The following is a 13,318-nucleotide window of genomic DNA, read 5'->3' on the forward strand; positions in this document are numbered from 1 at the left end:
AGCCTTTTTTCGGCTGCGATTTTCCTCTGGATTCCCCTATTATAGCATATTTATCCTTGCGACACTTCAGCTATTTATAAAATGTCAGTTTAAGCGTCTGTCCAGGTGCCGTTTCTTGTTTTAAAAAATCCATCGGGTTCGTGCTAAGAACTTGGACGACTCTTGCTTCCTCTCCGTTCATTTCAACTAAAAGGGGCACGCCGTTGACATCGATCTGTTTTAAGTTCGAGTTTTCCGCTTGCCCTGCGAACACGATTTCCTGCGGCATTGTCGTATACAGAATCATTGGATCATCCCTTCCTGGGCGCCCTTGTTTTGTTCGATTAATTCATTCAGCTTTTGAATCGCCTGTCCGACTCCGCCGGTTTCATCGATTAATCCGTATTTTACGGCATCGTTTCCTACGACATTCGTTCCGATGTCGCGGGTCAAATTGCCTTTTGAAAACATCAGTTCTTTAAATTTGTCTTCCGATATGTTCGAATGACTTGTCACGAAATTGATGACCCTTTCCTGCATTTTATCGAGATACTCAAATGTCTGCGGGACACCGATGACAAGCCCTGTCAGTCTGACCGGATGGATCGTCATCGTCGCTGTTCCAGCGATATAGCTATGGTCGCAGGACACTGCAATTGGAACTCCGATTGAATGTCCGCCGCCCAGCACGATAGAGACCGTCGGCTTTGACAGAGACGCCAGCATTTCCGCAATCGCAAGGCCCGCTTCAACGTCTCCTCCGACCGTGTTTAAGATGATGAGCAGCCCTTCGATTTTAGGATTCTGCTCTACTGCAACGATTTGGGGAATCACGTGTTCATATTTTGTTGTTTTATTTTGGGGAGGAAGCTGTACGTGACCTTCAATTTGCCCGATAATGGTCAGACAGTGAATGTTCGTATCCTGACCCATTTGCGGGAGTGTCGTTTCGCCGAGCTGCTGGATTTTGTTGACGAGATTGTCTTTTGCGTCCGGCTTAGCCGGCTGCTCCCCCTGGCTGTCCCCGTTTTGTATCCGGTTTGAGTCCATCTGGCTCACCTCTTTCTCGAGTTTCTTTTGTATTATGGACAATGGCGTTTTTTTCATTCAACGCAAAAGGCATGAAAAAAAACCAAGAGAAATCTCTTGGTTTTATACTTCCATGATGATTGGAATGATCATTGGTTTTCGTTTCGTTTTTTCGTATAGGAACTGGTTTAATGCGTCACGCATCGCCTGTTTTAAGGCGGACCATTCGACGACGGCGTTTTCTGTGCTTTCGTTGACGAGTTCTCTGACAAGCTCCGTCGCTTCAACGATCAGCTGTTCAGATTCTCTGACATAGACAAAACCTCTCGTGATAATTTCGGGTCCTGATACAAGATGTTTTTTCTTTCTATCAAGGGTAATCACAACGATTAAGATTCCGTCCTGGGACAGAAGACGGCGGTCTCTGAGCACGATATTGCCGATGTCGCCGACACCGAGTCCATCGATCAAAACATTGCCTGAATGCACTTTATCGCCGATTTTCACGTTTTGTCCGCGGAATTCCACGACGTCTCCTTTTTCAATCAGGAAAATGTCGCTCCGTTTCATACCGATTTCTTCGGCAAGCTTGGAATGCGCTTTTTGCATTCTGAATTCACCGTTTACTGGGATTAAATACTTCGGCTTCAGCAAGTTGAGCATCAGCTTCAGCTCTTCCTGACAGCCATGGCCTGATACATGGACGCGTTTTTGGGCGAATACGACCTGCGCGCCCGCTCTTGTTAAGAGGTCGACCGCTTTGGAGTAGACAAGCTCCTGACCCGGAATAGGGGAGGATGCGATCAGGACGGTATCCCCTTCCTCAATGTCAAGCTGCTTATGCCCTTGTTTTGCGATCCTGGTCAATGCGGCGAGCGGCTCTCCATGGTTGTCCCCTGTCAAAATCGCGACTTCTCTTTTCGGATACTTTTTAACTTCCTGGACAGGGATGAACAGATCTTCATCTGCAGTGACATACCCGAGTTTCATCGCCAGCTGGAGTATCGACGAAATATTTTTTCCTGAAACCGCAAGCTTCCTGCGGTTTTGGAGCGCGGCATCAATGACCTGCTGAATCCGGTTAAAGTTAGACGCGAACACGGCAATAATGACGCGTTTTTCGGCATTGTACATCACATCGGATATCTCTCCGCCGACGACTGCTTCTGAAGGCGTATAGCCCGGTTTCTCGGCGTTGGCACTGTCGGAAAGCAGACACAGCACACCGCTGTTGCCGATTTTGGCAATTTCGCCGATGTCGCTTGTCTGGTTTAAAACAGGTGTCTGGTCAAATTTAAAATCGCCTGTGCATACGATGGACCCGAGGGATGTTTTAAAGCTGACACCGACGGAATCCGGGATGCTGTGATTTGTATTGAAGAATGACACCTTTGTCGATTCAAATGTAATAACGGATTTTGAATGAATTTCTCTTAAATCGGGCTTTTTGTTTACACCGTACTGCTTCAGCGTTTCCTTTAAAAGGGCGAGCGTCAGCTTCGTTCCGTAAACAGGCACAGAAAGTTTGTTCAGGCAGTAAAATACGCCGCCGATGTTTTCCTCATGCCCGTGTGTGAGAAAAATCGCCTTTACGCGGTCAGATCGTTCAATTAAATATGAAATGTCAGGAATGACCACATCGATACCCAGCATTTCATTTTCTGGATGCATGAGACCGGCGTCAACCACGAATATGTCAGAATCGATTTCAATGACATAAAGGTTTTTTCCGATCTCTCCGACGCCTCCTAAGGCGATGATTCTAATATTTTCTGTATTTTTTTTCAAATTGTAATCCTCCTAATCTAAGTACCCGTCCATCATCACTTGTCCCTATTATACCTGAATCTAAATTTAGAAAACAAGAACCATTATGTATATGACAAACGGTCATCCCCTCCAAAAGAGAATGACCGTTTTCGTCCGTATTGTTTTTTACAGGCCGTTCATCAGGCTGCTTAAACGGAGTCGTTCATCTTCATTTAGCGGAATCAAAGGGAGCCGGACGGATCCGACGTCAAGACCCTTCAGCTGAAGAGCCGTCTTTAATGGAGACGGATTCGGTGCGGCAAAAAGCCCTTTCATCAGCGGAAGCAGCTTTTGATGAATCAAAGCAGCCTGAGCCGTGTTCCCCTCTGTATAATGTTTGATCATTTCCTGCATTTCCGGTCCGATGATGTGTGATGCAACGGAAACGATTCCTCTCGCTCCTACGGACAGCGCCGGCAGTGTCAGGCTGTCATCTCCTGAATAAACGGCAAAGTCCTCAGGGGTTTCAGCTACGATTTTTGTCATCGCATCTAAGTCGCCGCTCGCTTCTTTAATCGCAATGATATTCGGGATCTCCGCAAGGCGGATCGTCGTTTCCGGTGCGAGCGAAGCAGCCGTTCTTCCCGGTACATTATAAAGCATGACAGGCAGTGACGTTTCCTCCGCAATCGCTCTGAAATGACGGTACATGCCTTCCTGAGAAGGCTTGTTGTAGTACGGAGTGACGAGCATGACGGCGTCAGCGCCGGCTTCTTCAGCTTTTTTTGTCAGCTTGATCGACGCTTTCGTGTTATTGCTTCCCGTGCCGGCGATGATCGGGACGCGGCCTGCCGCTTCCTTGACGGAATATTGAATGAGCGCTACCTTTTCTTCTTCGGAAAGCGTCGGCGATTCTCCGGTTGTTCCGGCAACCACCAGGGAATCCGTCCCATTGTTTATTAAATAATCGATCAGCTTTGACAGTTTTTGAAAATCGATATTTTCATTTTTGTCAAAGGGCGTAACCATTGCGGTTGCGATATTTCCGAAATTCATTTTTTTCACCTCATCATGATTCAATCATATTTATTTTGACAGTTCAAACACTTCATGCAGCGCATTTACGGCCGTTGCCATATTTTTCTCGTGCACGAGCACCCATATCGTCGTATGGCTGTCAGCAGACTGCAAGATCGGAATGCCTTTTTCTGATAAAGCGGTAACGATTTTTGAGGTAACGCCCGGAACGCCCATAATTCCCGCGCCAACTGCTGACACTTTCGCGCAATTTCTCGTCACGCCCGGTTCATAGCCCAATTCTTTCAGGATGCCAGAGGCGCGGTCGGTCATGTTACCAGCCACCGTGTAGACAATTTCACTTGGTGTAATATTGAAGAAATCGACGCTGATGCCGGCATTCGCCATCGCTTTAAACACTTCAGTCTGTACGTTATATTGTCCTTCTTTTGCCGGGACTTTAAACTGTGTCACGTCTTTCACATGGGCGATGCCTGTGATAAGCCGCTCAAAAACGTCGCTTCCGGCTTTTGAGTTGTGATGGCTTGTGACGAGCGTACCCGTCTCGTTTGAATAGGTTGAACGCACGCGGATCGGCACTTTCGCCTGCATTGCGATTTCAACGGCTCTCGGGTGGATCACCTTAGCCCCCTGATAGGCTAAATTACAGATTTCCGTATAGGTAATCACAGGCAGCGGCTTCGCTTTTTCAACGATGCGCGGATCAGCGGTCATGACGCCTTCGACATCTGTATAAATATCGATAAATTCCGCGTCCAGCGCCGCACCGAGCGCAGCGGCCGATGTATCGCTTCCGCCGCGGCCGATCGTTGTGATGTCCCCTTTTGCAGTCGCGCCTTGGAATCCTGCGACGACAACCGCATCATGGTCGGCCAGCATGCTGACAAGCCGCTCAGGCTTCATTTCGAGAATCTTTGCATTCGTATGGTTGTTGTCCGTTAAAAAGCCCGCTTGCGCACCGGTTAAAGCAGCTGCTTTAATCCCGTTTTCCAAAAGCATGCTCGCAAATACAACAGAAGAGATCGTTTCACCGCATGATAAAAGCATATCCTGCTCGCGCTCGGTAATCGTATCCTGTCCGCCGTAGAGCAGATCAAGCAATGAATCAGTCGCATACGGATCGCCTTTCCGGCCCATGGCCGATACGACGACAACCGCTTTGTATCCTTCATTGACCGCTTTCTGAATATGGCTTAAGGCAAGCTTTCTGCCGCGGTCATCTTTTACAGACGTTCCGCCGAATTTTTGAACGATGATTTTCACTTTATTTCACTCCAAGTTGATTTCGGACGTAACAGAAGAGAGCAGGCTTTCACTTTTGCCTCACTCTCTTCTCACATCCCGTTAGAAATCTTAAACTAAATTTAAAGCTTTTAGGCTTTCTGCGATTTGTACGGAATTCCATGCTGCGCCTTTCAGCAGGTTGTCGGAAACGATCCACAGATGGAAACCGTTCGGGCGGTCAAGGTCTTTTCTCACCCGGCCGACAAACACGTCTCTTTTTCCTACTGCATCTGCAGGCATCGGATAGACCTGTTCAGCCGGATCATCCTGCAGAACGACGCCTGGAGCTTCTTTTAACAGATTTTTAATATCCTCTGCTGTCACATCATCACGGTCTGTTTCGATGTAGACGGATTCTGAATGCCCTGTTGCAACCGGCAGTCTGACACATGTGGCTGAAACTTGAAGCTCAGGCATGTGCATGATTTTTTTCGTTTCATTTATCATTTTCATTTCCTCAAACGTAAAGCCGTTTTCCTGGAATTTATCAATTTGAGGAATAGCGTTAAATGCGATTTGGTAGTGTTTTTCATCACTCTTCACCGGCATGATCTCAGGCTCGAACGGTTTGTCGTTCAAAATGGCTTCGGTTTGCCCGTAGAGCTCTTTTACCGCTTCGTTTCCGGCTCCCGACACCGCCTGATAAGTCGACACGATGATTTTGTTTAAACCGAAAGCCTTGCGGATCGGTTCGAGCGCAACAACCATCTGGATTGTTGAACAGTTCGGATTTGCAATAATGCCGTTGTGCTTGTGCAAATCTGCCTCATTGACCTCAGGTACGACGAGCGGAGTGTTTTGGTCCATCCGGAACGCGCTCGTATTATCAATGACGATCGCCCCGCGTTTGACAGCCTCGTGAGCAAGCGCCTGCGAAACGCTTCCCCCCGCGCTGAAAAGCGCGATGTTGACGCCTTCAAAACTCTCTGGACGAGCTTCTTCTACAGTGTACTCTTCACCTTTGAAAGTCTGCTTCGTACCTGCTGAACGTTTTGAGGATAATAAAGTCAGTTTATCCAGTTCAAAATTCCTGTCTTCTAGTGTTTTTAACATTTGCTGTCCTACAGCGCCTGTCGCACCAACTACTGCTACATGTAATCCTCTGCCCAATTGTAAAACTCCTTCCACCTTAATCGTCGTAAACGATTGGTTGACTATGCATTTTACATTTTATTTTAACATAGATGTGTGCCGTGGTGATTGATATTTTTTGTTACAACTTTATTTTCAAAAGATTTATTGATCATTGTGGACCAGGATGGGCTGCAGTTGTTTATGGGAGAGCGCTTCTTCGACCGCCGGCACTAAAAGATCCATTTTGGCGACGAGCGAATTCGGCTTTTTATAAGGATCATCCTGGCCGAACGGAATAAAGTAAACGTTTTTTGCCGCCATCAGCCTCATCAAGTTGACGCCGTTCAAGCCGAGCGCGTCATTCGTTGAAATGCCGAGGACGACGGGACGGGAGTTTCTCATCGTCGCCTTGGCCGCCATGAGAACTGGACTGTCCGTCTGGGCATTCGCGAGCTTGCTCATCGAATTTCCCGTCAGCGGCGCAACAACCATGCAGTCCAGCGGCGTTTTCGGTCCGAGAGGCTCCGCTTTCGGAATGGAATCAATGACTTTAAATCCAGTCAGTTCCTCTATTCTCCTGACCCATTCTTCCCCTTCTCCAAAGCGCGTGTCCGTCGACTTGACAGTATGCGTGACGACCGGTCTGACTTCAGCTCCTTTGTTGATCAGCGCTTCGATTTGCGGAAATACGGCATCATACGTGCAATGCGAACCCGTCAGACCAAATCCGATTCTTTTTCCTTTGATCGACATTTATGACAGCCCCTTTCGGTCAGTTGTTAATTCAGTCAAAAGGTTGCACAAAACATTGGCAATGATCTGTCCCGCCGTTTTAGGCGCGACGATCCCGGGAAGTCCCGGAGCAAGCAGCGCTTTAATGCCTTGTTTTTCGGCAAAATCAAAATCGGTGCCTCCGGGACGGGTTGCTAAATCGAGAATTAATGTTCTGGGTGTCATTCGTGAGAGGACGTGTTTATCGAGAATCAGGCTTGGAATGGTATTGATGCAAATGTCGATATTTTCAACATGCTCTGCAAGTTCGTTTGTGTGGAAAGGAGTGAGGCCCATCTCCATGATTCTGGCGAGGTGGGCGGAGTCGCGCGCTCCGACTTTTACGCGTGCGCCGAGCGCCGAGAACGTCCGGCTGATGCTCATTCCCGTCCGCCCGAGCCCGAGAACCATCACATTCGAGCCGTGAATCGTAAAGTCTGTATGCTGTATGGCCATCATAATGGCACCTTCAACTGTAGGTATCGAGTTGTAAATCGCAATATCGTCTCTTTCAAAGAGCTTGACAAGACGGCGGTTCGCCCCTTTGGCCATGCCGTCTAAATACTGGTTTGAAATCCCTGAATAAATCGCACAGTGAGGCGGGGTTTTTTCTAAATGTTCCTGTTTTAACACCACTTTTTCATTGGAAAAAACAGTCGCAACCGTTCCTTCCATCGATGTGCCCGATACAGGCAGAATAATGCTGTCTATTGTGCCAAAGTCAAGTTCGTTCAGCTTTAGTTTTGTAGCTCCGGTAAATCCGTGATCAAGCTGGTCAAAACCGATTAAAAAGACCTTTGCATCCTGTTCCGTCAGCTTGCGGATGATCTCGAGCTGCCTTGCATCGCCGCCGATGATTGCAATCGTCAATCCGGTTAACATGGCTCTATCATTCACCTTCTTTTTTGACAAGGATCTAATTCATAAGCTAATTTCATCATATGACAAAAAGGAAATAGCGGTGAATTGAAATCCAGAAAAACAAAAAGCCCGCCCAAGGGACGGGCGGGTCTTCCAGCCTTGCTTATTCTTCTTTTGTCACGCTGCTTTCCGGAACATCCAAAATGATCATATCCGATCCGATTTTTTGAATCTGCGACCAGGGCACCTTGATGTCATTCCCCTGTTTTCTGCCAAGTCCGAACCATTTAACAGAAGGGATGATAAGAGCGGTAATCTGTCCATCCTGCTCGTTGATCTCAAGATCCGTCTGCCCCAGTACGCCGAGCCGTTCGGCCCGCTTGACATCGACGATTTCTTTTCCCGAAAGTTCACTCAGCCTCATGAAAAAACCCCCTTTTGTTATGATGTATGAACCGATAACAAAAAACATGCCTGCCTAAAAAGACAAGCATGTTGTAAGGAAGCATTATTTCGGCAGCTCACCCGACGGACTGATCAATGCAGACGAGTAATCATCGGTGAAAATCCGGTTGGCAAGATTGTTCACTCGCTCGAGGCTGACGGCATTCAACTTTTCGATGATTTCATCAAGCGTCCGGTGTTTGCCGAGCAAAAGCTCATTTTTGCCGTTGCGGCTCATTTTGCTGTTTGTGCTTTCGAGACTGAGCATCAGGCTGCCTTTCATTTGCTCTTTGCTGTTTTCAAGCTCTTTCGGTGTAATTCCGTCGCTTTTCAGCACGCGCAGTGTTTCATGAATTGTTTCTGACAGAAGCTGAAGCTGATTTGCGCCGGTTCCGGCGTAGATCGTCATCATGCCGCTGTCTTCATAGGAAGTGTGGTAGCTGAACACGGAATATGCAAGACCTTTATCTTCCCGGACATCCTGAAAGAGGCGGCTGCTCATGCTCCCTCCCAAAATATTATTGAGAACGATCAAATCGTAGATTTCCGGGTGGCCTGCTTCCAGCCCGTTGAAGCCGAGGCAGAGGTGAGCCTGTTCGGTTTCTTTTTTGCGCGTCATTTTCTCAGTGTGAAAATCCGGTTTTGTCATGCCGGTTCTTTTGCCTTTGGCTTCATATGAGCCGAAATGCTTTTCAGCTTCTTTTATAAAAGCTTCCGGCACATTTCCGGCTATCGAAATGACGACGCGGTCAGGCGTGTAATATTCGTCCATATATTTTCTGAGCGAATCTCCGTCAAATTCAGCTAGCGTCTCCTCTGTGCCAAGGATCGGATAACCGAGGGAATGGCTGCCGAATGACGCTTTGCTCAAGAGATCGTGGACGATGTCGTCAGGCGTGTCCTCATACATTTTAATCTCTTCATAGACGACGTTTTTTTCTTTTTTCAATTCTTCCTCGTCAAATGATGAATGAAAGAACATGTCAGAAAGCACTTCCAGAGCATAGCTTGCATGCTCATCGAGAACTTTGGCGTAATAGCACGTATATTCCTTTGAGGTAAACGCGTTGACCTGTCCGCCGATTCTGTCGAAAGACTCTGCGATGTCCCTTGCAGTGCGCGTTTTAGTCCCTTTGAAAAACATGTGCTCAAGAAAGTGCGAAATACCGTTAATTTCAGGTGTTTCATGTCTTGATCCGGTACCAATCCAAACTCCGATGGCCACAGACCGGACAGTGGGATTGTTTTCGAATACGATTCTTACCCCATTTTGACAAGTATACCGTTTAATCAAATTTGTTCCTCCTATTCAAAGAACGGGCCGCACATCCTATTCTTCAACAAGCCTTTTTTCATTCATCAGCTGTGAGACAGTTCCGATTTGATAGCCTTTTTCATGAAGGTTCTGTATCAAAACGGCAAGACTTTTTGCAGTTGGATCTGTCGGATGCATTAATATCATGGCGCCGTTATGTACTTTGCTTAATACCCGTTGCTGTAAGACGGCCGGCTGCGGTTTCTGCCAATCGATCGTATCAACTGTCCACATGATCGTTCCCATCCCCATCTTGTGAGCCTGATCCACAACCTCTTTGCGGAAGCTGCCGCTCGGCGGGGCGAACCATTTCGGCTTGACGCCGAGCGTTTCCTGTATTTGTTCATTTGTCATCCGCAGCTGTTCTGAAATACGTTCTCTCGTCAGTTTGCTCATATCCGGATGATTGTATGAATGGTTTCCGATTTCATGCCCGCCGTTTTGGATGGCTTTTGCGAGCTCGGGATGATGTTTCACCCATCTGCCCTCCAAAAAAAAGGTCGCTGTGACACGATGCTTTTCTAAAACGGGAAGCATCTCTTGCAAATATTCATTACCCCAAGCGACATTGATAATAAACGAGACCATCGGTTTATCCGGGTGTCCGCGGTAGATCGGCTCAGGCTTTAAGGATTCTAAATGAACGTCAGGTTTCACTTGATCATAAACGAGCAGCTTCTCATCAAATGCTCCGGCCCGTTTCATTTTTTTGTACGATTTTTCAATGTTTACTTTTAAGCCGTTGTAGCCGGGCATCGCTTTCCATATTTGATCAATTTTCGCATTCTGGGCCTTTACTTCATATTCAGGCGCTTTTTGCAAAAGCTCCTGGTACAATTCGTCCTTCTGAGCGGCAACCATGACCGCGTCTTTTTTCATCGCATCTATGTAATGTTGTGAATACGGACGGTTCATCATCTGATAAGACATCAGCAAAAGAAAGAAAAAAACGGAAACACGAACAATCGTTCTTTTCAATTGTATTCCTCCCTTCCCCACAAAATATGTGAGAAAAGGACAAGATAGAACCGGACCGTTTTCAAGGCTTAAAACAAAGAAGCCGGGTTACCCAGGCTTCCTTTTGCTTTGAAGACGAAGACAGAAGCAAGATAAAACACCGTTTTTTACGATTTTTGTTCTTCTTTTTCCTTCTGTTCACGCAGTACAGCTTTTCTTGATAAGTTGACGCGCCCTTGTTTATCGATTTCGGTAACCTTAACAAGGAGCTCGTCGCCGATTTTAACGACATCTTCGACTTTTCCTACCCGTTCGAGCGCAAGCTCTGAAATATGGATCAAACCGTCTTTTCCGCTGAACAGTTCAACGAAAGCTCCGAATTTTTCAATCCGTTTTACTTTACCTAAGTAAAGCTGTCCGACCTCAACTTCTCTGACAAGGTCTTCGATGATTTTCTTCGCTTTTTGGTTCATGCTTTCATCGGTGGAAGAGATGAAGATTGTGCCGTCTTGTTCAATATCGATTTTAACGCCTGTATCTTCAATGATCTTATTGATTTGTTTTCCGCTTGGTCCGATGACGTCGCGGATTTTATCCGGATTGATCGACATCGTCAAGATTTTCGGCGCATAAGGAGAAAGCTCTTTTCTTGATTCAGCCAATGTGCTCAGCATACTTTCAAGAATTTCCATTCTGCCTTTTTTCGCCTGCTGAAGAGCCTCTTCCAAAATCTCTCTTGATAGGCCTTCAATCTTAATATCCATTTGCAGAGCTGTGACGCCTTTGGACGTTCCCGCAACTTTAAAGTCCATATCTCCGAGATGGTCTTCCATACCTTGAATATCGGTTAAGACCGTGTAGTTGTCACCTGATTTGACAAGACCCATTGCGATTCCGGCAACCGGAGCTTTAATCGGCACCCCTGCATCCATCATCGCAAGCGTGCTTGCACAAATGCTCGCCTGGGAAGTTGATCCGTTTGATTCAAGCACTTCAGAGACGAGGCGGATCGTGTACGGGAAGTCTTTTTCAGACGGAACAATCGGCTCAAGCGCACGTTCCCCGAGGGCTCCGTGCCCGATTTCGCGGCGTCCCGGTCCGCGCATCGGCCCTGTTTCCCCGACGCTGAACTGCGGGAAGTTGTAATGGTGCATAAAGCGTTTTGATTCCTCAACACCGAGACCATCCAAAATTTGCACATCGCCAAGCGCACCGAGCGTACAAATGCTGAGCGCCTGCGTCTGACCCCGTGTGAAAAGGCCTGAACCGTGTGTTCTCGGAAGGAGTCCGACTTCTGAAGAAAGCGGGCGGATCTCATCGACAGCCCGCCCGTCAGGACGAACTTTTTCCTCCGTGATCAGACGGCGCACTTCATTTTTAACAAGCTGCGACAAAGTGTCTTTCACTTGTTTCAGCGTGTCTTCATCGTGTTCCTCTTCTTCAAACTTGGCCAAAACCTCGTTCTTCACTTCGCTGATCGCGTCCTCGCGCGCGTGCTTTTCATGAACCTGGATTGCTTTTAAGAGGTTTGATTCGGCCATTCCCCGCACTTTTTCTTTCAGATCGGAATCGATCTCATACAGGGTGATTTCTGATTTTTCTTTCCCGACAGCGGCGACGATTTCCTCTTGGAACGCAATAAGCCGCTTGATCTCCTCGTGACCGAACATGATCGCTTCAAGCATGATCTCTTCCGGAACTTCGTCCGCTCCTGCTTCAACCATGTTGATCGCATCCTTCGTTCCCGCTACGACGAGGTGAATGTCGCTTTTTTCAAGCTGTTCAAGTGTCGGATTGATAATGAATTCGTTGTCAACCCGGCCTACCGTCACTCCGGCGATCGGCCCTTCAAACGGGATGTCCGATACGGACAGCGCAAGAGATGATCCGAACATTGCCGCCATTTCCGACGAACAATCCTGGTCAACACTCATGACGATGCTGACGACTTGAACTTCATTCCGGAAGCCGTCTGCGAACAGCGGACGGATCGGCCGGTCGATTAACCGGCTGGCGAGAATTGCTTTTTCGCTCGGTCTGCCCTCTCTTTTAATAAACCCGCCCGGAATCTTTCCGACGGCGTAAAGTCTTTCTTCATAATTCACGGTTAACGGGAAAAAGTCTACGGTTTTAGGTTCTTTTGAAGCCGTTGCGGTGCTGAGCACAGCGGTGTCTCCATAACGCACCATGACAGCTCCGTTTGCTTGTTTTGCAAGCTGGCCGGTTTCTACCGTCAGCTTGCGGCCTGCCCAATCTATGGAAAAGACATGTTTCTCTTGTCCCATTCTTATATGAACTCCTCTCTTCGGATAGTTTTTAGGTTACTCCTATTATGAACGAAATGAATTGAACATATCAATGGCAAAGTGCTATGTAAAGAATGAATCGGTGTCATTTAAAATCATTTATATGAACAACGCGTTTTGGAGTTGCCGGATATTCGTTCTTATACGATAAAAAAGCGGGAATCCTCCCGCTTTTTACGATTATCGACGTAATCCTAGTTTGTTGATCAACTCACGGTAACGAGTTACGTCTTTGTTACGAAGATACGTAAGAAGATTACGACGTTTACCTACCATTTTAAGAAGACCGCGACGTGAGTGATGGTCTTTCTTGTGAGTGCGTAAATGCTCGTTCAAGTTGTTGATTTGATCTGTTAGGATAGCGATCTGAACTTCCGGTGATCCCGTGTCAGATTCGTGGGTTTTGAACTCATTGATGAGTTGTGTTTTACGCTCTTGAGTAATTGCCATCCTGTTTCACCTCCATATAATATTAGCCCCGATTACCTAGCAAACGCCGGTGATTCGATTT

General features: G+C 47.2%; 13 protein-coding genes. All 13 read right to left on the reverse strand.

Going from position 1 to position 13,318, the window contains the following annotated elements:
- Positions 1–70 precede the first annotated feature (70 nt).
- A complete protein-coding gene (locus QMZ64_RS10280; RefSeq protein WP_003181904.1) occupies positions 71–286 on the reverse strand; it encodes a YlzJ-like family protein in 216 nt (71 codons plus the stop codon).
- Positions 283–1,029: a ClpP family protease gene (locus QMZ64_RS10285; RefSeq protein WP_165426997.1), complete on the reverse strand. Its 747-nt coding sequence runs from the start codon at positions 1,027–1,029 to the stop codon at positions 283–285. The genes QMZ64_RS10280 and QMZ64_RS10285 overlap by 4 nt, the downstream gene beginning before the upstream one ends.
- A gap of 102 nt (positions 1,030–1,131) precedes the next feature.
- Complete coding sequence (rnjB, locus tag QMZ64_RS10290) at positions 1,132–2,796, reverse strand: ribonuclease J2 (protein WP_265627043.1); 1,665 nt, start codon at positions 2,794–2,796, stop codon at positions 1,132–1,134.
- 147 nt (positions 2,797–2,943) lie between these two features.
- Positions 2,944–3,813 carry a 4-hydroxy-tetrahydrodipicolinate synthase gene (gene dapA, locus QMZ64_RS10295; RefSeq protein WP_075752777.1) on the reverse strand — a complete coding sequence of 290 codons (870 nt, stop codon included), beginning with the start codon at positions 3,811–3,813 and terminating at the stop codon, positions 2,944–2,946.
- Positions 3,814–3,843: 30 nt separating this feature from the next.
- Entirely contained in the window at positions 3,844–5,058 is a 1,215-nt protein-coding gene (gene dapG, locus QMZ64_RS10300) for an aspartate kinase (RefSeq protein ID WP_265627044.1), read from the reverse strand.
- Between the two features lie 90 nt (positions 5,059–5,148).
- Positions 5,149–6,189, reverse strand: coding sequence for an aspartate-semialdehyde dehydrogenase (gene asd, locus QMZ64_RS10305; protein WP_025811420.1), 1,041 nt, complete (start codon positions 6,187–6,189; stop codon positions 5,149–5,151).
- A gap of 126 nt (positions 6,190–6,315) precedes the next feature.
- Complete coding sequence (gene dpaB, locus QMZ64_RS10310; RefSeq protein WP_265627045.1) at positions 6,316–6,906, reverse strand: dipicolinate synthase subunit B; 591 nt, start codon at positions 6,904–6,906, stop codon at positions 6,316–6,318.
- A complete protein-coding gene (gene dpaA / locus QMZ64_RS10315; protein ID WP_265627046.1) occupies positions 6,907–7,806 on the reverse strand; it encodes a dipicolinic acid synthetase subunit A in 900 nt (299 codons plus the stop codon).
- 142 nt (positions 7,807–7,948) lie between these two features.
- Positions 7,949–8,209 carry a YlmC/YmxH family sporulation protein gene (locus tag QMZ64_RS10320; RefSeq protein WP_003181887.1) on the reverse strand — a complete coding sequence of 87 codons (261 nt, stop codon included), beginning with the start codon at positions 8,207–8,209 and terminating at the stop codon, positions 7,949–7,951.
- Positions 8,210–8,293: 84 nt separating this feature from the next.
- A complete protein-coding gene (locus tag QMZ64_RS10325) occupies positions 8,294–9,523 on the reverse strand; it encodes a M16 family metallopeptidase (protein WP_265627047.1) in 1,230 nt (409 codons plus the stop codon).
- 36 nt (positions 9,524–9,559) lie between these two features.
- Positions 9,560–10,522: a polysaccharide deacetylase family protein gene (locus QMZ64_RS10330; RefSeq protein ID WP_409365389.1), complete on the reverse strand. Its 963-nt coding sequence runs from the start codon at positions 10,520–10,522 to the stop codon at positions 9,560–9,562.
- Between the two features lie 146 nt (positions 10,523–10,668).
- Complete coding sequence (gene pnp / locus QMZ64_RS10335; protein ID WP_265627048.1) at positions 10,669–12,786, reverse strand: polyribonucleotide nucleotidyltransferase; 2,118 nt, start codon at positions 12,784–12,786, stop codon at positions 10,669–10,671.
- Between the two features lie 201 nt (positions 12,787–12,987).
- Entirely contained in the window at positions 12,988–13,257 is a 270-nt protein-coding gene (gene rpsO, locus QMZ64_RS10340) for a 30S ribosomal protein S15 (protein ID WP_003181879.1), read from the reverse strand.
- Positions 13,258–13,318 lie beyond the last annotated feature (61 nt).

The organism is Bacillus sp. LB7 (genome assembly GCF_030449715.1).
Classification (GTDB): domain Bacteria; phylum Bacillota; class Bacilli; order Bacillales; family Bacillaceae; genus Bacillus; species Bacillus paralicheniformis.

Bases quoted from the DNA above. Each gene is read 5' to 3' on its own strand.
- QMZ64_RS10280 (WP_003181904.1), bottom strand. From the start codon at position 286: ATGATTCTGTATACGACAATGCCGCAGGAAATCGTGTTCGCAGGGCAA.
- QMZ64_RS10285 (WP_165426997.1), bottom strand. From the start codon at position 1,029: ATGGACTCAAACCGGATACAAAACGGGGACAGCCAGGGGGAGCAGCCG.
- dapA (WP_075752777.1), bottom strand. From the start codon at position 3,813: ATGAATTTCGGAAATATCGCAACCGCAATGGTTACGCCCTTTGACAAA.
- dpaB (WP_265627045.1), bottom strand. From the start codon at position 6,906: ATGTCGATCAAAGGAAAAAGAATCGGATTTGGTCTGACGGGTTCGCAT.
- dpaA (WP_265627046.1), bottom strand. From the start codon at position 7,806: ATGTTAACCGGATTGACGATTGCAATCATCGGCGGCGATGCAAGGCAG.
- QMZ64_RS10320 (WP_003181887.1), bottom strand. From the start codon at position 8,209: ATGAGGCTGAGTGAACTTTCGGGAAAAGAAATCGTCGATGTCAAGCGG.
- pnp (WP_265627048.1), bottom strand. From the start codon at position 12,786: ATGGGACAAGAGAAACATGTCTTTTCCATAGATTGGGCAGGCCGCAAG.
- rpsO (WP_003181879.1), bottom strand. From the start codon at position 13,257: ATGGCAATTACTCAAGAGCGTAAAACACAACTCATCAATGAGTTCAAA.